The organism is Psychrobacter sp. AOP7-A1-24 (genome assembly GCF_052376235.1).
Taxonomy (GTDB): domain Bacteria; phylum Pseudomonadota; class Gammaproteobacteria; order Pseudomonadales; family Moraxellaceae; genus Psychrobacter.
Map to the genome: position 1 here is coordinate 86,058 of NZ_JBQSVM010000003.1, position 18,362 is coordinate 104,419.

General features: G+C 42.1%; 15 protein-coding genes. 11 read left to right on the forward strand and 4 right to left on the reverse strand.

Annotated elements, in window-relative coordinates; all coding sequences use genetic code 11:
* Window positions 1-105 precede the first annotated feature (105 nt).
* Window positions 106-1,479: an argininosuccinate lyase gene (gene argH, locus ACT3QQ_RS02195; protein ID WP_444526773.1), complete on the reverse strand. Its 1,374-nt coding sequence runs from the start codon at window positions 1,477-1,479 to the stop codon at window positions 106-108.
* Between the two features lie 239 nt (window positions 1,480-1,718).
* Between argH and ACT3QQ_RS02200 the strand changes: the two genes are divergently transcribed.
* The 6 genes from ACT3QQ_RS02200 (at window position 1,719) to ACT3QQ_RS02225 (ending at window position 7,827) form a co-directional block, all read left to right on the forward strand.
* Window positions 1,719-2,744 (forward strand): histidine kinase, encoded by a 1,026-nt coding sequence (locus ACT3QQ_RS02200; RefSeq protein WP_444526735.1) that lies wholly within the window; start codon window positions 1,719-1,721, stop codon window positions 2,742-2,744.
* A gap of 328 nt (window positions 2,745-3,072) precedes the next feature.
* Window positions 3,073-3,810, forward strand: coding sequence for a LytR/AlgR family response regulator transcription factor (locus ACT3QQ_RS02205; protein ID WP_444526736.1), 738 nt, complete (start codon window positions 3,073-3,075; stop codon window positions 3,808-3,810).
* A gap of 228 nt (window positions 3,811-4,038) precedes the next feature.
* Window positions 4,039-5,073: a hydroxymethylbilane synthase gene (gene hemC / locus ACT3QQ_RS02210; RefSeq protein WP_444526737.1), complete on the forward strand. Its 1,035-nt coding sequence runs from the start codon at window positions 4,039-4,041 to the stop codon at window positions 5,071-5,073.
* A gap of 119 nt (window positions 5,074-5,192) precedes the next feature.
* Window positions 5,193-6,191: a uroporphyrinogen-III synthase gene (locus ACT3QQ_RS02215; RefSeq protein WP_444526774.1), complete on the forward strand. Its 999-nt coding sequence runs from the start codon at window positions 5,193-5,195 to the stop codon at window positions 6,189-6,191.
* A 60-nt stretch (window positions 6,192-6,251) separates the two neighbouring features.
* The gene (locus ACT3QQ_RS02220) at window positions 6,252-7,283 is read left to right on the forward strand and encodes a hypothetical protein (protein WP_444526738.1); all 1,032 of its coding nucleotides are present in this window, start codon (window positions 6,252-6,254) and stop codon (window positions 7,281-7,283) included.
* Window positions 7,284-7,335: 52 nt separating this feature from the next.
* On the forward strand, window positions 7,336-7,827 hold the full coding sequence (locus ACT3QQ_RS02225) for an acyl-CoA thioesterase (RefSeq protein ID WP_444526739.1): 492 nt from the start codon (window positions 7,336-7,338) through the stop codon (window positions 7,825-7,827).
* A gap of 142 nt (window positions 7,828-7,969) precedes the next feature.
* On the opposite strand, the gene ribBA is transcribed toward ACT3QQ_RS02225, so the two are convergent.
* Window positions 7,970-9,082 carry a bifunctional 3,4-dihydroxy-2-butanone-4-phosphate synthase/GTP cyclohydrolase II gene (ribBA, locus tag ACT3QQ_RS02230; protein WP_444519963.1) on the reverse strand — a complete coding sequence of 371 codons (1,113 nt, stop codon included), beginning with the start codon at window positions 9,080-9,082 and terminating at the stop codon, window positions 7,970-7,972.
* A 324-nt stretch (window positions 9,083-9,406) separates the two neighbouring features.
* The gene (locus tag ACT3QQ_RS02235) at window positions 9,407-10,696 is read right to left on the reverse strand and encodes a replication-associated recombination protein A (RefSeq protein ID WP_444526740.1); all 1,290 of its coding nucleotides are present in this window, start codon (window positions 10,694-10,696) and stop codon (window positions 9,407-9,409) included.
* A 422-nt stretch (window positions 10,697-11,118) separates the two neighbouring features.
* On the opposite strand from ACT3QQ_RS02235, the gene ACT3QQ_RS02240 reads away from it, so the two are divergent.
* Complete coding sequence (locus tag ACT3QQ_RS02240; RefSeq protein ID WP_444526741.1) at window positions 11,119-11,652, forward strand: type IV secretion protein Rhs; 534 nt, start codon at window positions 11,119-11,121, stop codon at window positions 11,650-11,652.
* Window positions 11,653-11,844: 192 nt separating this feature from the next.
* Window positions 11,845-12,786, forward strand: a complete 942-nt coding sequence (locus tag ACT3QQ_RS02245; RefSeq protein ID WP_444526742.1) for a hypothetical protein — start codon at window positions 11,845-11,847, stop codon at window positions 12,784-12,786.
* 140 nt (window positions 12,787-12,926) lie between these two features.
* Here ACT3QQ_RS02245 and gltA read toward each other — a convergent pair whose 3' ends face one another.
* Window positions 12,927-14,207: a citrate synthase gene (gltA, locus tag ACT3QQ_RS02250; RefSeq protein WP_444523555.1), complete on the reverse strand. Its 1,281-nt coding sequence runs from the start codon at window positions 14,205-14,207 to the stop codon at window positions 12,927-12,929.
* 1,018 nt (window positions 14,208-15,225) lie between these two features.
* Between gltA and sdhC the strand changes: the two genes are divergently transcribed.
* The 3 genes from sdhC (at window position 15,226) to sdhA (ending at window position 18,221) form a co-directional block, all read left to right on the forward strand.
* A complete protein-coding gene (sdhC, locus tag ACT3QQ_RS02255; RefSeq protein WP_444526743.1) occupies window positions 15,226-15,612 on the forward strand; it encodes a succinate dehydrogenase, cytochrome b556 subunit in 387 nt (128 codons plus the stop codon).
* A 2-nt stretch (window positions 15,613-15,614) separates the two neighbouring features.
* Window positions 15,615-16,019, forward strand: a complete 405-nt coding sequence (sdhD, locus tag ACT3QQ_RS02260) for a succinate dehydrogenase, hydrophobic membrane anchor protein (RefSeq protein ID WP_444520101.1) — start codon at window positions 15,615-15,617, stop codon at window positions 16,017-16,019.
* 351 nt (window positions 16,020-16,370) lie between these two features.
* Window positions 16,371-18,221, forward strand: coding sequence for a succinate dehydrogenase flavoprotein subunit (sdhA, locus tag ACT3QQ_RS02265; RefSeq protein WP_444526744.1), 1,851 nt, complete (start codon window positions 16,371-16,373; stop codon window positions 18,219-18,221).
* The last annotated feature ends 141 nt before the right edge of the window (window positions 18,222-18,362 follow it).

Here is an 18,362-nt window from a genome sequence, read left to right on the forward strand (position 1 = left end):
GACATTGGCTAAACCAATAGAAGTCATAGCGCAAATAAAAACACCCGCATAAATAGCGGGTGTTAAATGTATATTGGTAAGTGAGCTTTTATTAAAAAGTACTGATTAGGCAAACGCTTTTAAGCGAGCACGGCCATTGACTACTGCTTGCTTGACTTGGTTTGGCGCAGTGCCCCCCAAATGGTCACGCGCTGCTAATGAGCCTTCTAGCGTTAGATACTCAAAAACATCCTCACCAATGGCATCGCTAAATTGCTGTAGCTGTGCCAATGACAAATCACTTAAATCAACACCTTCGCTGATACCTAAAGCAACAGCGTTACCAACGACTTCATGGGCGTCACGGAATGCTACGCCTTGACGTACTAGGTAATCTGCCAAGTCAGTTGCGGTTGCGTAGCCTTTCATCGTAGCCGCACGCATACTTTCCTTGTTTGGCGTAATGTTTGGTAGCATATCAGCAAACGCTAATAGCGAACCTGTCAATGTATCAACGCAATCAAACAAAGGCTCTTTGTCTTCTTGGTTGTCTTTGTTATAGGCGAGTGGCTGGCTTTTCATCAAGCTAAGCAAGGTCGTCAGCTGACCAAAGACACGTGCTGCTTTACCGCGTACCAACTCAGGTACATCAGGATTTTTCTTTTGCGGCATGATCGATGAGCCAGTACAGAAGCGATCTGGTATCTGCACAAAATTAAATTGTGCTGACATCCAAAGAATAATCTCTTCACTCATGCGTGACATATGCATCATGAGGATAGACGCTGCTGAAGTAAATTCAATCGCAAAGTCACGATCTGAAACGGCATCAAGTGAGTTTTGGCAAATCCCTTCAAAACCTAGTAATTCAGCAGTGATGGTACGATCGATTGGGAAAGTCGTACCAGCAAGCGCTGCGCTACCAAGTGGCATTTGGTTGATGCGGCGACGTGCATCGACAAGGCGCTCAGTATCACGATATAACATTTCAAACCATGCCATCACATGGTGGCCAAAGCTGACAGGCTGTGCCGTTTGTAAATGTGTAAAGCCTGGCATAATAGTATCAGTATGCTGGTCAGCCAAATCAAGTAATCCACTCTGTAAGCGAACTAATAACTCAATAATATTATCAGTTTCTTCACGTAACCATAGGCGAATATCTGTGGCTACCTGATCGTTACGGCTACGACCAGTGTGTAGCTTTTTGCCAACGGCGCCTATGATATCAGTTAGACGTGATTCTACATTCATGTGCACATCTTCAAGAGCGATTGACCAGTTAAACTCACCCGCTTCAATCTCGCGCAATACTTGCTGAAGGCCATCAATAATAGTGGCAACTTCCTCAGCAGTTAAAATGTCACATTCTTTCAGCATCGTTGCGTGAGCAATGGATCCCTGAATATCGTGACGGGCAAAGCGTTGATCAAAGCCTACGGAGGCAGTAAAGGCGGCAACAAAGCTATCTGTCGCTTCACTAAATCGTCCGCCCCACATTTGTTGGCCTTGGCTACTAGCAGGTGCCGCCTGTGTTGTGGTACTTGTTATAGAAGCATCTGTGCTAAAATCAGAGCCAGATGAACTTTTACTTGATTCAGGATTACTAGGTTTTGAAGAATTGGCGTTCATATCGGTACAAGACAAGTCAAAAGAATAAGAACTCGAGTATAGCAAATGATGAGGTTGCCTTACTAGCCACACGCTTAGAGTTTTTTATTCCTAAACTTATGGAAATCATGAGGCCTTGGCAGTGGCTGACATATATCTTTTTTTGGTCCTTGTTCCTAACGGTAATGGAGCGCCATAGTCTAGCAACATGGTCAGACTTCATGGTTCAGTTTGTACGTAGTTTCACTCAAAACGCTCTGACGGTTATCCCATCACTGTATTTAGTTGATTACCTACGCCCTGTCTTTAAAAATGCCAGTATTCTTAGCGTAAGTATGCGGATTGTACTATTACTGATGTTTGCAGCAGCAGCCTCTATGGCATTAGTAACATTAACTATGATTAATTTCGGTTGGCTAGCATATGATGGACGCACGTTTGTAGTAAGTATAGTACTCAATACTGTGTTGGCTGGCGGTTTTACGACTGTATTTCTATTATATTTTTTGCGCAGCTATCGTGAATTGAATGCGCTCAAGTTATCCTTTGAATATAAATTGACTGCACAAAATGACCTAATAAAAGCGCGTACAGCTCCGCATTTTTTCTTTAATACGATCAATACACTTGTATCCCTGATTGAATCGAACCCGCCAAAAGCTGCTGCCTTACTGCAACATGTTTCTGCACTATTCCGCGCTAGTTTTAGTGGTACACGCGAGATTAGTTTTGAAGAAGAGATTAGCCTTTGTGAGCATTATTTAGCAATTGAATCCAGTCGACTGGCAGACAAACTAGAAGTCAATTGGACGTTACCTGATGAAGATATCATGTATGACATGGTTATCACTGCGCTAACACTACAGAGTGTGCTAGAGAAAATACTGCTCAATGTGGTAGAGATGACTACAGAAACCATCTGTATCAATATCGAAGTCACATGGGAACGGCACCGAGTCAAAATATTGATTGATGTTGCGCTTCCCAAAAAGACATTAATTATCAATCATGACTTGCGCCAACATATGAACTTCTATATTCAAGCTGATCGTTTGCGCGCCCATTTTGGTCAAAGTGCTGATATCCAAAGTTCGGTAGCCAGTACCCAAATCATCACCATTATCGACTATCCTCTACAAGATGTTGGCTTATAGCTTACTTTTTCTTGTTAGTCTTATTGCTTATTTCCTCTCTTGAGAATCTGTATGGCATACTTATTGCATCATTACACATAGGCATCGTAGTCTATTTTTAACAAATACTAGTTACGAATAAGTAATATCACGACTACCGTGAAACACAATTACACCATATAAAACCTACCTATGTTAGGAGTATATTATCGGCTGTAAAAATCGGTCGTTTTCACCAAAACTTTATTAAAAATTTAGATTTTAGATTCTAAGTGATTGATAATGAGTGCTAATATAGCCGAAATGCTATTGAATAAAATATTAAGTATGTCCTTGGAAGGGAGTTTGCATGCGTATCGTAGTTTGTGATGATGAGCCCCTAGCGCGCGAGCGTTTGGTGAGAATTGTACAGGAGTCAGGCCATGAGGTAGTTGCTCAGGCCACAACAGGTGCAGAAGCCATCATTGCTGTAAAGACCCAGCAGCCAGATATCATATTATTAGATATTCGTATGCCTGAGATGGATGGAGTACATTGTGCTCAAGAGCTTGCCAAGCTTGAACATCCACCAGCGATTATATTTGTGACAGCATACGACCATTATGCGATTGCAGCACTAAAAGCTAATGCAATTGGCTATTTATTAAAGCCTGCAAATAAAGATGAGCTATTAGAGGCATTAAACAAAGCAAGGAGTCTGAACGCTGCTCAATTGAATGAAATTCGCAAGCTTGAAGATCCGACAGCACGTCCGATACGTGAACATATTGCTGCTCGTACACATCGTGGAGTTGAGCTGATTAAGATAAAAGATATCTATTATTTTGCAGCAGATCAAAAATACGTCAAAGTGCGTCACAAAGACGGTATGGTATTGATTGATGAGACATTAAAAGAGCTAGAGCAAGAGTTTGATGACCGTCTGTTCCGAGTACATCGCAATGCCATTATCAACCTGAGTTATTTAGACTTCTTAGAAACGTTAGACGCAGGCCAGTATCAGATACGTTTCAAAGGTATTGATGAGACGCTAGCGGTCAGCCGTCGTCATTTACCTGCCTTACGCGATAAAATCCAAAGCATGTAATAGGCTGTTCTGATAGCGCCCAATCATCCCATATCATCAAACCCTTATTTGTGCTTAAATAGGGGTATTTTTTTGCGTCAGCATTTACTATTAATAGTCTAAGTTGGCTATTCTTGGGCAAATTTGTCCTATCGAGCAATATCGATTTTGATCAGTATAAATATGAACAATACTGACATTGGGACTACAGACATTATAGTATGAGTATCGAACTTATTGAGGCCTTTTATGAGCAATCTACAGCAACCTGTTTTGACTACTTTAAATATCGCTACACGTCAAAGTCCGCTAGCCTTGTGGCAGGCTGAGCATATTCGTGATCGCTTATTAGTGTTATATCCTAATCTGACGGTTAATTTACTAAAAATTGTCACTAAGGGTGACAAGATTTTGGACACACCTTTGGCCAAAATCGGCGGTAAAGGGTTGTTTGTAAAAGAGCTTGAGCAAGCACTGTATGAAAAACAAGCAGATATCGCAGTGCATTCACTGAAAGATGTACCCATGCAGCTTCCTGAAGGTCTCACATTAGGCGTTTATTGTAAACGTGCCTCGCCAACAGATGCGTTTGTATCCAATACTTATAATAGTATTGATGAGCTACCACAAGGTGCAATCGTTGGGACATCAAGTTTACGTCGTCAATGTCAAATCAAAGCCTACCGCCCTGATCTACAAATCAAAACGTTGCGCGGCAATGTTGGTACTCGTTTGGGCAAACTAGATGCTGGTGAGTACGATGCCATTATTTTGGCAACTAGCGGCTTGCAACGTATTGAGCTGGACGAGAGAATACGCGGTGAGCTAGATATCACAGCCTGCTTGCCTGCAGTTGGACAAGGCGCATTAGCGATCGAATGCCGTGAAGGTGATGAAGAAATACTCAAGTTACTTGCACCACTTAATGATGATAAAGCTCGTATTAGACTTATTGCTGAACGTGCCTTGAACCGTCATTTAGAAGGTGGTTGTCAAGTGCCGATTGCCGCTTATGCGGTTCTGCAGACGGCAGAAGAAACCAGTGTTAATAATGATAGCAATGGTGAGAACGGTAATAACGACAGTGGTAATGTGTTGTGGCTACGAGGTCGAGTGGGTCAGGCTGATGGTAGCGCGCTATTGAAAGCGGATAAAAGAGTTACGTTGGTTGGGACACAAAATGAGCAAGAGGCTCAAGCCAACCAACTGGGTATCGATGTCGCAGAAATGCTACTTGCTGATGGTGCAGGAGATATTTTGTCAGCGATTTATCATCCTGAATAGTGTAAGCACTTTCGCTATAGGTGTAATCAACCGCAAGATAGGCTGATCCAAGCATCAGCCATTTTTGTATGCTTGAGATTTTTTCATTAGTTTTTTGTCATGGTATACCTATGTCATCAATGCCAACTCAATCTACATACCCAACTTCTCATAAGAATTATTCTAATGATAAGTCAAAAGTCATGCCGAAAATTGTCATCAATACTCGCCCAGTAGAGCGAGCAGCACCGTTGACCCAGCATTTGCAGGTGGCAGGATTGACAGTGGTTGAAATGCCAATGTTGACGCTACAGCCATGTCCAACAACTGATATCGATATCGCATTAATGCGACAGTGGTTGGCAGGAGAGTACAAGGCACTTGTTATCGTTAGTCCAACTGCGGCGGCTGCAGGGCTAACTTTTTGGCAGTCACTTAAACATGAACATAAAGAACATGAGTACAAAGCGAAAGACAGTAATGGCAAGTATACGCAGCAATCATCAGAAGGCTTATCACTATCTAGTCCTCTGATTGCGGTTGGTGAAGCAACAGCGGCAGAGTTCAGTCAGGTAAATATAGATACAACAGACTATCAAATACTTCAGCCTGGGACGGCCAATAACGAAGGCATGCTAGCAATGCCTGAAATCGATAGCTTACAAGCAGGTGATAAATTGCTAATCTGGCGCGGGCTTGGTGGACGACGTCTATTGGTTGATACATTACATGCGCGCGGTGTACAGGTTGATAGTATTGCTTGGTACGAGCGTACGATGCCTATCGATGCAATGGCTCAATATCAGCAGTGGCAGCGAACGTATCTGACTCATAATACTACGTCAGATACCGCTCTATCACAGCAGACAAAGCCCATTGTCGTAATCAGTAGTGCGGCAGCTTTTGAGCATTGGTCAAATATTGTTGATGACAAACAGTCAAAAACAGTGGAAAAAGAGCACATTGCTAATGAAGCGGTTGATACAGCACAGCGTCTACCGCTTACGTTGAAAGACTTTTCTTACGTTGTACTGGGTGAACGTTTGGCCAGTATGGTTGCAGCACAGCAGTTAAGTTACTGGCGAGTAGAGGATTTATCGCCAGATACGATTCTCTCAGCCATCAATTCTGAAATATAATATCTTAAACCTCTCATTTGCTGTAAATATGTTTATCTATACCAATGACGGTACTGTCTTATGTCAATGAATTCTGAGTCCTTATCTAAGGATCCTTCTACTGTTCAGCAGCGCCGGCAGGCAAATATTTTGCTGCTACGGATGCAATGGTTAATTATCTTAGTGCTGATCGCTGCTTTGTTGTGGCTATATATTAGCCAACAGCGCTTCCAGCATAGTGTCAATGATCGCTTGCAGAGTAATGAGCAAGTAATTAGTAGACTAAACGAAATGGATGATCGTCTATTTGCCATGAGTCAGCAGACGCTGCCAGAGCCTAGAGTTAAAGCCAGTAGCCAAGCTCAAAATCAGTTAGACCTATTGCGTATACAAATTAAAGCTGCTGATAGGCTATTGGTAGATAGTGATGACAATGCAGCGATTGAGTTATTGCGAGGTCTGCATTGGCAGTTGTCGCAAAGTAGTAATGAGATTGCACCTGCGTTAACCATCGTTATTAAGCAAAGTTTGCTCAAAGATATTGAGCGTCTGCAAGCACACAGCTCACAGCCAAGCCCATGGCAAATACAAAATCTTGCGATTCAAAATATTCAGGAGTTTTTGCACAGTCATGAGCGTCTGGGCAGCTATGAAGGCACCGACTTACAGCGTCGAGAGCTGGTAGATGCAGCTACTGAGAATAAACAGCTCAAATTAAGCAATGCTACTGATACCTCAGCGACTAGCGACACAAATTTAACGCGTCGGCAGCTCACTATTCATGAAGCCATCATGACGTTGAATTTAGCAAGCCAAGCCAGCAACATGCGTAAGCAAGATCAACTTGTTAGCTATTTAACGCAAGCACGCAAACAGTTAAAAACATTGGTGCCTAAAGCATCAGCTAGCGACAATAAAAAGTCAGCACAGGCTGGTGCGATGGGAATTGTACAAGCTGATAAAAAGCCAATCGATAGTGAAAATAATCTTGAGACAATGAAAGCACCAAGTGACATACCAGAGGTAATTATATGGCTAAATCAGCTGATTGTTCATGCGCCAAAACCAACGCCGTTGTTAACGACAGAAATCCTAGATAAGCCGCAACGCTAACGAAAGCTAGTCACAATAGTTAATACAGAAAATATAAAACGTAAGGTAAGTAATGACCCATTCTAATGAAAGCTCAACATCTATATCTAATGTAATAAAGGGACACCGCCCTGAGTTATTAGCTCATTATCCTGTTATTCATCATCAGCCGATACAGTGGGGCGAGATGGATGCCTTCAATCACCTAAACAATGTGGTTTACTATCGTTACGCTGAGTCAGCACGCATAAGTTATTTGCAAGCGCTAGGTATGTTTGACGGCAGTATGGTCACTGTCTTAGCCCAGTCAAGTTGCCAGTATTTACGTCCAGTCACTTATACTGATACGTTGTTATTAGGAGTTCGTTGTAAGCGTTTAGGCAATACGAGTATGGCGATGGAGTATAGTTATTATAGTACCGCGCAAGAGACCGTTGTTGCTACAGCAGAGGCCGTGGTAGTACGTCTAGATAGTGATGGAAAAGGTAAGCTGCCGTGGACGGCAGAAGAGCGCCAACAACTGCTAGCACTAGAAGCTGAGTTTGGTCACACACCTGAGCTTTAGGTTAGTTTCTATATAAATCACTTGTTCATTCCTTCAAAAAAGCTATTTTGAATTAAAAGTCGAAAACAAAAAAAGGCACGCTAATATGATGTTAGCGTGCCTTTTTTAAAACTCATTATTCAGCTAGTTTCGTCAGCAGTTTTTAGTCTTGCTGCGGAGCATGAACAAAATCAACCACGTTTAGATCAAAACCTGACAATGCAAAAAACTTCATTGGTGATGATAACAAGCGCATATCACGAACACCTAAATGGCGTAAGATCTGTGCGCCCACACCCACGCTACGATATGGCTGTTGCGTGATGGTTGATTGCGACTCATTGTCAGTGGCTTTATCCAAAGCATCTCCCAAATCAACAGGCTGATTGCTACCAATCCATACCAACACGCCGCGATCTGAGGCACTAATTTCTTCTAGTGCCGACTGCACACTCCAGCCACTACGACCAGTCATATCATTTTTAGCGGCGAATAAGTCGCGCAATGGATGGAAACCGTGTACACGTACGGTACTGACACCTTCGCTCACATCACCTTTCACTAAGGCTAAGTGTGTTTCTTCTGCACCAAACTCACGGAAACGATGTAGTGTAAAAGTGCCATGTTCGGTTTCAAAAGGACGTGACTCGACTTCTTCTACGGTTTGTTCGTTTGCAATACGGTAGTTGATAAGGTCAGCAATCGTACCTATTTTGATATCATGCTCTTTTGCAAATACTTCAAGATCGTCACGGCGTGCCATGGTGCCATCTGCATTAATAATTTCTACAATCACCGCTGCAGGCTCTAAACCTGCCAAACGTGCTAAGTCGCAACCTGCTTCTGTGTGGCCTGCACGGTGTAGAACGCCACCATTTTGTGCCATGATTGGAAAAATATGTCCAGGCTGGACAATGTCTTCAGGCTTTGCGGACGAAGATACTGCCGCTTGAATAGTACGTGCGCGATCAGCCGCAGAAATACCCGTGGTAACGCCTTCAGCTGCTTCGATAGAGACAGTAAAGTTGGTACTAAACTTTGCTTCGTTACGATCTGACATTAGCGGCAGTGCCAATTGCTGACAACGCGCTTGTGATAAGGTCAAACAAACCAAGCCGCGTGCATGAGTAATCATAAAGTTAATATCATCAGGGCGCACATGCGTCGCTGCCATGATGATATCGCCTTCGTTTTCGCGGTCTTCATCATCCATCAAGATGACCATTTTTCCAGCACGAATGTCTTCGATAATCTCAGGAATTGCATTTAAACTCATAGTAAATCTCAATGTTTTATTATTTATAAATAGGCGTAATTCGGAATCTAGGGTTCTATCTGCTTATTGTAGCAGTAGATAATACAAAGCGCTGTTACGGTCAAGCAAAGCGCGCCATAAGCAATAACAGTTGATATAAAAGTGACTCACTTTATTGCTTGTATAGTTCATTATGAGGTCATTTTAACGCTTTTCAGCGCAACGTGCTGCGCCATCTTCCCACTATATCGTTCAGTCTGTCAAAAATAGTCATAAATATTATCAATGAACATTAAAACTGACCACAAATCTATGTGCTATCTTTTTTATTGATCTATATCACAGTTAATCATTACTGGCTGCTTGGCTCTTTAGCCACTGTATAAATTGTTTACTGTGCTGCTCGCGCTGATTATCTGCAAACTCATAGAAGCTGGTACCAACCAAATTATCTGGCAAGTAGCTTTGAGGATAGTAATGGTTAGGATAATCGTGCGGATAAGCATAACCCTGACCGTAGCCTTGACTACGCATCAATTTGGTCACGCCATTGCGCAGATGTAACGGTACAGGTGAAGCGTCTTTTTCGGCCAACGCCATTGCTGCATTGATCGCTTTGTAAGTGCTATTACTTTTGGCGCTGGTCGCTAGATATACTACAACTTGTCCTAAAATTATACGCGCTTCTGGCATACCGATGGATTGCACGCTCCGTAATGCTGCGTCAGCTAAGAGCAAGGCATTAGGGTTGGCGTTACCGATATCTTCACTGGCCAAAATAACTAAACGCCGCGCAATAAAATCAGCAGGCTCACCGCCTACGAGCATACGCGCCATCCAATACAATGCTGCATCAGGGTCTGAACCACGGACTGACTTTATCATCGCTGAGACGATATCGTAATGTTGCTCACCGTCTTTGTCATATCTTACCAAAGCAGTCTGTGCCACTCGGCTAACCAATTCATCATCAATAATCACTGGCGACTGCTTGGCGTCAGCCGTTTGAATCGCTAGTTCTAATAAGTTTAGCGCCTTTCGTGCATCACCATGAGCCAGCTGACTGATGGTATCTTTTGCTTGTAAATCGACAGTTAACTTTTTGAGTATATTGTCTTCTGAGAGGGCTCGTTGCAGCACAGTGCCTATCTGCTCAGGGATTAACGGCTCTAAACGATATACTTGGCAACGTGATAGCAGAGCATTGTTGACGCTAAATGATGGGTTCTCCGTGGTGGCACCAATCAAAGTAATATCACCAGATTCTACGGCACCTAATAGTGCATCCTGCTGTGCTTTATTGAAGCGATGAATCTCATCAATAAAAACCACAGGTGACTCAAATGCTAATGAATCCTTACTATCTAGAACTTCACGCAGCTGTTTGACGCCAGTATTTAATGCAGAGAGCGCATGAAAAGGTCGATTGACCGCATCAGCTAATAGCATCGCAATGGTTGTTTTGCCAATACCTGCTTCACCGTGCAGGATAATAGATGGTAAATGCCCTTGCTCTACCAAACGCCTTAGCGGTGCGCCAGCTGCTAACAAGTGCTCTTGACCAATAATATCAGTAAGAGAAGTAGGGCGCATACGCTGAGCAAGTGGGATATCGGCATGGAAGTTAGGTGGCATAAGACTCTCTATCGAAAAATGAAAAAGCTATCTACGGGCTATGATGGTAGCAATGGCAAGGCTTTTATAGCTAAATACAGATAACATCCTACTACGCTACCTTTGTCATTTTCGTTGAACTTCGATACTCATATGTGTTTGGCATGATTTTCGCAGCAGTTTAACGATAGCAATGAATATTAGACATCAATAGTAGAAGTAGGCTAATTTATAAGCATGGTACTTGTTATGAATCATACACGCTAGGCTAGCGCAAAAATATGTTAATGAAAGCTAACTAAGCGTATAGCTTGTGTCCTGAATACTTTAGTTTTCATCATTTACCTATATTAATGGCCCTATCGTATTGATTGGGAAAGTTAGCCAATTGTCACTATTAACTGTTAGAAATGGCCTATCAAATATAAGGTATTACATTAACGATGTTTAAACCGACTTTTAAACGCTTATTTAATCGTTATCTACGTAGTGATATAGGGAAGCAGCAGTCACGCTATTTGACAGTTGGCGAGATAGCATTGGCGAAATCGGTATTTGGTAACAATATCAAACTCGATGAAGTACAGTTGAAGACAGCGTGGTGGGTACTAAAACATTATGCCGTTAGTCCCAATGGAAATATTTACTTTAATTCAGTCGATTGGATTGCCGATTTTAGTAAAGCCCCACTGAGCAAACAAAGCTGGCTTATACACGAGTTAACGCATGTATGGCAGTTACAGCAAGGCTTAAAAGTTGTGCGCGGTGCTCTTATTAATCGAAAATATGACTACGTGTTAGAAACAGGTAAGTCATTTTTTAAATATGGTATTGAACAACAGGCACGCATGGTACAAGACTATTTTTTACGTCGTCAACGTGATCAGAACTGCCAAGAGTGGGAAGCTTGTATCCCATTTTTGACAGTACAGCCTATTGTTAAGGCGACAAATATGGATAATCCATCAGTCACTTAATTATCCAAGTTGAGCATAGTGTCTGCTGTGATAAACCATAACCGTAATATAAAGCAATTGAAATATAGGTCAGCTAAATAAATATATTGGACGATTTAACAGTCAGTTGTGTCGCTAAAAATCAAAGAATAATAAACCGCCATTGTAATCTACCCTTTAACAATTTTGCTTTACCAAAGGATATGCACTCTCATGTTTAAATTTTTATCAGTAAAGTCTAACGTCGATACTCGCTATCCACCGACGCTGCTTGTAGCCGCACTGTCAGGAGTATTGTTTTTGACAGGCTGTCAGCAGTCTGAGACACCGCCTGTACCTGATGACAGTCAAACCAGTGAACAAACAAGCGTAGAAGACACTAAGCCCATGCCAAAAAGCGACTCAGCTGCTGCGCGTATAGAACAGTTTCAGCCAATATATGTCACACAAGCGCAGAGCTTACAGAGACGTTTGCAAGCAGAGTATGAATCATTGCAAGCGGCAGACGCGTCAGACAGTGAAGAGCTTTTACTACTGAATACTACTGATGACAACAGTCAAAGTACAGATGCTAATAATGAAGTGACGGTCGATGACACTTCGTCTATCGCAAGTACTGCTGCTACCAGTTCTGAAACGGGAGAGTTACCGGGTAATCCAGCAAATAACACGACAGACAATAGTACGAATGCAGATGCAGAGGTTGATGCTAATACCAGCACTGAAGTCGGTGAGCGCGATTTAACGGTATTAAAACGCATCAGTCTTGAACCGCGTAAACCTGTTATGTTGACCGAAGAGCAGATTATAGAACGTTATCAGCAGACGATGGATGCTTTATATCAACCGGTGACAACACCGCTTAGCGCAGAGGATTCTGATACGTTAATCAATATGGCGACATTGGTTCCGCAGCTATTTGAGCACGCAGAGATTGCTGGCAGAGTAAGTGCAAAAAGTCCAGCGCTGGCTCGTCTAATCATTCAGCATCAGGTATGGGAGCAAATAGAAGCCCAGCAAGTGATTGATATGCAGCAAATGAAGCAGAAGCAGCAACAAGAGTTCGAAGCACTGATGGCTAAGTTCAATGAAACCATCGAAGGCTATGATGAACAGATTGCCAAATATGAGCAGACGTTAGAAGAGTTTCAGTAACTGACGATACTTTTATGAACTGAACTCTTACGAATTTATTTAATCACTTCCTATAAAGCAGTTAATATCCGATAAGGAGAGTTAAGAGAATAAAAAATCCCGCACGATGGCGGGATTTTTTGGATAAAAATTATTTGTGCTTACTTGCGATCTTCAACTTTTACAAAATCGCGGCGCGTTTCGCCAGTGTATAACTGACGTGGGCGACCGATTTTGAACGGTGCACTGTGCATCTCTAACCAATGGCTGATCCAACCTGAAGTACGAGCCAATGCAAAGATTACGGTAAACATTGACGTTGGGATACCAATGGCTTTCAAGATAATACCAGAGTAAAAATCAACGTTTGGATATAGGTTACGCTCGATGAAGAACGGATCTTCTAAAGCGATTTTTTCTAGTGCCATTGCCAATTCAAGCTTAGGATCGTTGATACCTAGTGCTTCTAGAACTTCATCACAAGTCTCTTTCATTACTTGAGCGCGTGGATCGAAGTTTTTATAAACACGGTGACCAAAGCCCATTAGCTTCACTTCACGACTCTTCACTTTTTCCATGAATTCAGGCACGTTCTCAACGGTACCGATTTCGTCTAACATCTCAAGAACAGCTTCGTTCGCGCCGCCATGTGATGGTCCCCAAAGGGCTGCGATACCAGCAGCGATACATGCATAAGGGTTTGCACCAGTAGAACCAGCTAAACGTACCGTTGACGTAGAAGCGTTTTGCTCATGATCAGCGTGCAATGTAAAGATTTTGTCCATTGCGCGAGTGATAACGTCGTTTTTCTCATAGTCTACATCAGCAGGCGTTGCAAACATCATGTATAAGAAGTTTTCTGCGTAATTGAAGTCGTTACGCGGATACATGAACGGTTCGCCTTGTGAGTATTTATAACTCATCGCAGCAAGCGTAGGCATCTTAGCAATTAGGCGAATAGCAGTGATTTCACGATGTTCTTCATTGCTTACGTCTAGGTCTTCATGATAGAACGCTGATAAGGCACCAACGACACCAACCATAATAGCCATTGGATGCGCATCACGGCGGAAGCCTTCAAAGAACTTACGCAATTGATCATGAACAGCCGTATGCTTGCGGATTTTTTCGAAAAAGTCTGTTTTTTGCTCAGCAGTAGGTAGGTCACCATGTAGAAGCGCATAAGCGACTTCTAGGTATTCAGCGTTGTTTGCTAGCTCGTCGATAGGGTAGCCGCGGTGTAATAACTCGCCTTTGCCACCATCAATATAAGTAATTTTTGATTCAACAGGAGCAGTTACCTTAAAACCAGGATCATAAGACCAAAATCCTGAGTCTTGTAAAGCAGCAATGTCGATAACTGGGCGGCCTAAAGTACCTTTAATAATAGGAAGTCCGTATTCTTCACCATTGACGGTTAGTTTGGCATTAGTATCAGCCATAAATTGCTCTCCATTGATTTGACTTGTTAGAATAAATTACTACAGACGCATACCCTCGCGTCATTGTCGATTGAATGGTAAAAGTGCATTCAACTCATTTAGTACGCAGGGTATATTAGCAGCAATTCTTAATGATTTGAAAAAACTTTTATAGACAACGTGTCCAATTGGCGTGGTGTGGCGGTGGTTGTTCGCTGTAATTTTTGTATCAAAATATGTCTGTCAGGTTATTTTGCTTAAAATTCCTCTCTTATTGAGAAAGTTTATAGCAGTATTTTTAAGCTAATATTTTAGATTTTTGAATATATTTTAAGGACAAAAGTCATAAATAATGACACCAAGAACTGGCAGACCATACCTAGTAAACGGATTAGAGTTTGTCATAATAATGACTATTGAAGCCAGTGTTATTTTTACTCATTCATTTATTGATTAAATATGTATATATTCTTACTGAATGGATAAATTTGTAATTATTGCTCAGGCATTTTATAATTGTAGGAATTAACTGGCACTGGCTTTGCGCAAATTAATAAATGACCATGATATAGTGTCGCTCAGAGCGTCTTCTATTTATGCTTATTTTACGATTGTCTGGTGTTACGATAGACCAAACCGCATTCTATGGTTTGAATTTTCTTCTTAACCAATCTTTTTCATCTGTTTGGTACAGTATTTTAAGTGCTTAACACAAGGTCTGTCCTGATATAGAAGACATAGTAACGTTGTCTTGTTGTTCATACGACCTCTAAAATAGACTGGTTAGTCGATGTTACTCATGTTTATTCTCTTTGTTGTATAATAGATAGGTTGTTTGATAGGCCTGTCGATTCGACAAGCGACATTGAACAGTCTATCAATACCTTTGTATACATGATCCTTTCTTCATGTTTAGCGCAAACTAAACGAAGTCAGCTAGCTCTTCCTTACTTTATTCGTCTCGTGTGTTGCTCAATGCTTAATTGACACTATTTATGTCAGGCGTTGATAGCAGATACAGGAGTATAACCGCAAAAGGATGCCCGCTGTGAAAAGCAACCGACCTATTGATCTGCCTATAAGCCAAGTGATTAGCGTTAATCGCTCACCGATCGCGATCGCCTCTATCTTGCATCGTATCTCTGGCATTATTTTATTTTTATTGATTCCTGTCATGTTATGGCTACTACAGAACTCATTGGCATCGCCTGAGAGTTTTGCGACCGTATTTGACAACGTACTTGTGCGCTTTTTGGCATGGATATTTGTTGCCGCTATTGCATATCATTTTGTGATGGGTATCAAACATTTATTTGCTGATATGGGCATGAATGAAGAGCTGAAATCTGGCCGCACTGCGTCTGTGGTTAGTTTTGTGATTGCAGCGATTTTAGTTGTCGCGTCATTTGTATGGGTGATGTTCTAATGATAAAAAATGATTCAGGAATCAAAAGTGCTACTGGTCTGACAGGTTCAGGCTCACGTGATTGGATTGTCCAACGTATTAGTGCCGTCGTTTTAGCCGTATATAGTGTGGTATTGCTGGGCTTCTTTTTGACCCATGGTGATGTTACCTATCTCGAATGGTCATCATTTATGACCAGCCTACCGATGCGTCTATTCAGCTTGGTTGCAGTACTTGCACTAGCAGGCCATGCTTGGGTTGGTATGTGGACAGTTTTCACTGACTATATTACATCTGGCAAAATGGGCGAAAGTGCGCCAAAATTACGTCTGATATTACAGACTTTGATGATTATCGCTATTTTAGTATTTCTATTTTGGGGCATCATGATTTTTTGGGGTAACGGCTTCGGTATCGCTGCCGTTTAACCATCTCATAAAAAGCTCTGATATCTATATATAACGACGAATGCATTCAACGGGTACATTAGTTGCAAAGTATTTTAAAGTCATTCGTTGATAGCCAAGAATAGTCATAGCATTGGGCAGTTTTTGACTTAAGCGGTCATTTAAAGACAGCTAATCAATTTGAAAGTAAATGAAACTGGCCTAATATAACGATAGATATGCAAATTAAGTGGCCAAAGGTTGTTTGCGTCATCAGGTTAGATAATTGCATTTAATGGCTGAATAAATATGACATTTAGCCCTGCAATCAAATGATGCTTTATACACCTTTTTATTTAATTCTAAGCATTAACAGGCATTAGGAAAACCATAATGGCAACTAGACAAGATAATACCATTAGTAATATCAAGACCCTAAACTACGATGCAGTTATCGTTGGTGGCGGCGGCTCAGGTATGCGTGCTTCATTGCATTTAGCGGAAGCGGGCATGAAGGTTGCAGTTCTGACCAAAGTATTCCCAACGCGCTCACACACTGTTGCCGCTCAGGGCGGTATTGGTGCAAGTTTAGGTAACATGAGTAATGACAACTGGCACTTTCACTTTTATGATACCGTCAAAGGATCAGATTGGTTAGGTGACCAAGACGCTATCGAATATATGTGCCGTGAAGCGCCGAAAGTTGTGTATGAGCTTGAGCACATGGGTATGCCGTTCGACCGTAACGAAGATGGTACGATTTATCAGCGTCCATTCGGTGGTCACACGTCTAACTATGGCGAAAAAGCAGTACAACGTGCTTGTGCCGCAGCTGACCGTACAGGTCATGCGTTACTACATACGTTATATCAGAAAAACCTAGAGCAGGGCACTGAGTTCTTTATCGAGTGGATCGCGCTTGATTTGATCAAAGACGAAGCTGGTAACATCAACGGCGTCGTCGCGCTTGAGCAAGAGACGGGTACTATTGCTGTATTCCAGTCACCAATCACTGTCTTAGCAACAGGTGGTGCTGGTCGTATCTTTGCCGCTTCTACCAATGCTTATATTAATACCGGCGACGGTATTGGCATGGCAGTACGTGCTGGTATTCCATTGCAAGACATGGAGTTCTGGCAGTTCCACCCAACGGGTGTCCATGGTGCAGGTGTACTATTGACTGAAGGTTGCCGCGGTGAAGGCGCTATCTTGCGTAACAAAGATGGCGAAGCATTCATGGAACGTTATGCGCCAACTGTGAAGGATTTGGCACCACGTGATCTAGTATCACGTTCAATGGACCAAGAAATCAAAGAAGGTCGCGGCTGTGGGCCTAACGCTGACCATATCGTAATGGATATGACGCATCTAGGCGTTGAAACCATCATGAAGCGTCTACCATCAGTATTTGAGATTGGTAAAAACTTCGCCAACGTTGACATCACTAAAGAACCAATTCCAGTAATCCCAACTATTCACTACATGATGGGTGGTATACCAACGACTATTCATGGTCAAGTGATTGTGCCAGATCTAGAGTCTGGTACTGATGAAGACGGCCTATATGCAAAAGGCAATGTCGTTAAAGGTCTTTATGCAATCGGCGAATGTGCGTGTGTAAGTGTACATGGTGCTAACCGTCTAGGTACAAACTCGCTACTAGATCTATTGGTATTTGGTCGTGCAGCTGGTAAGCACATCGTTGATGAGTTCCATCATGCAGATCATAACTACAAGCCACTTGATCCTCGCGTACTTGATTTCACAGTGCAGCGTTTAGACAAGTTGCAACAGTCTACTGAAGGCTACAATGCGCAAGATGTGGCTGATGAGATTCGTGCTACTATGCAAAAACACGCCAGTGTATTCCGTACACAGGCAATGATGGACGAAGGCGTTGAGAAGATTTTAGCGCTAGGTGATAAGATCGAAAAAATCCATCTTGGTGATAAGTCTCAAGTGTTTAACACAGCACGTATTGAAGCATTCGAAGTTGCTAACTTGTACGAAGTAGCAAAAGCAACAATGATATCAGCTGCTACCCGTCACGAAAGTCGCGGCGCGCACAGTGTATCTGACTATGATCGTCCAGAAGATGATGATTACGCACCTAACGGCCGTAATGACCATGATTGGATGAAGCATACTTTATGGTACTCTGAAGGCAATCGCATTATTTATAAGCCAGTACGTAAAGTGCCATTAACTGTTGATTATATTGAGCCAAAAGTTCGCGTCTACTAATTTTAGACCACGTACTTTGTGCATAATCGATATATAGCAGCAGTGTTAACGTTTTATCCCTTATTAATTTTATTAAAAAGGTGACCGCCAGCTACATGCTTATGCCAGCGCTAGTACGCTATTAATCAGTATCCGATATTA

What these genes read in the sequence shown, in the direction of transcription:
- argH (WP_444526773.1), bottom strand. Translation starts at nt 1,479, where the DNA reads ATGTGGGGCGGACGATTTAGTGAAGCGACAGATAGCTTTGTTGCCGCC.
- ACT3QQ_RS02200 (WP_444526735.1), top strand. Translation starts at nt 1,719, where the DNA reads ATGAGGCCTTGGCAGTGGCTGACATATATCTTTTTTTGGTCCTTGTTC.
- ACT3QQ_RS02205 (WP_444526736.1), top strand. Translation starts at nt 3,073, where the DNA reads ATGCGTATCGTAGTTTGTGATGATGAGCCCCTAGCGCGCGAGCGTTTG.
- hemC (WP_444526737.1), top strand. Translation starts at nt 4,039, where the DNA reads ATGAGCAATCTACAGCAACCTGTTTTGACTACTTTAAATATCGCTACA.
- ACT3QQ_RS02215 (WP_444526774.1), top strand. Translation starts at nt 5,193, where the DNA reads ATGCCAACTCAATCTACATACCCAACTTCTCATAAGAATTATTCTAAT.
- ACT3QQ_RS02220 (WP_444526738.1), top strand. Translation starts at nt 6,252, where the DNA reads ATGTCAATGAATTCTGAGTCCTTATCTAAGGATCCTTCTACTGTTCAG.
- ACT3QQ_RS02225 (WP_444526739.1), top strand. Translation starts at nt 7,336, where the DNA reads ATGACCCATTCTAATGAAAGCTCAACATCTATATCTAATGTAATAAAG.
- ribBA (WP_444519963.1), bottom strand. Translation starts at nt 9,082, where the DNA reads ATGAGTTTAAATGCAATTCCTGAGATTATCGAAGACATTCGTGCTGGA.
- ACT3QQ_RS02235 (WP_444526740.1), bottom strand. Translation starts at nt 10,696, where the DNA reads ATGCCACCTAACTTCCATGCCGATATCCCACTTGCTCAGCGTATGCGC.
- ACT3QQ_RS02240 (WP_444526741.1), top strand. Translation starts at nt 11,119, where the DNA reads ATGTTTAAACCGACTTTTAAACGCTTATTTAATCGTTATCTACGTAGT.
- ACT3QQ_RS02245 (WP_444526742.1), top strand. Translation starts at nt 11,845, where the DNA reads ATGTTTAAATTTTTATCAGTAAAGTCTAACGTCGATACTCGCTATCCA.
- gltA (WP_444523555.1), bottom strand. Translation starts at nt 14,207, where the DNA reads ATGGCTGATACTAATGCCAAACTAACCGTCAATGGTGAAGAATACGGA.
- sdhC (WP_444526743.1), top strand. Translation starts at nt 15,226, where the DNA reads ATGCCCGCTGTGAAAAGCAACCGACCTATTGATCTGCCTATAAGCCAA.
- sdhA (WP_444526744.1), top strand. Translation starts at nt 16,371, where the DNA reads ATGGCAACTAGACAAGATAATACCATTAGTAATATCAAGACCCTAAAC.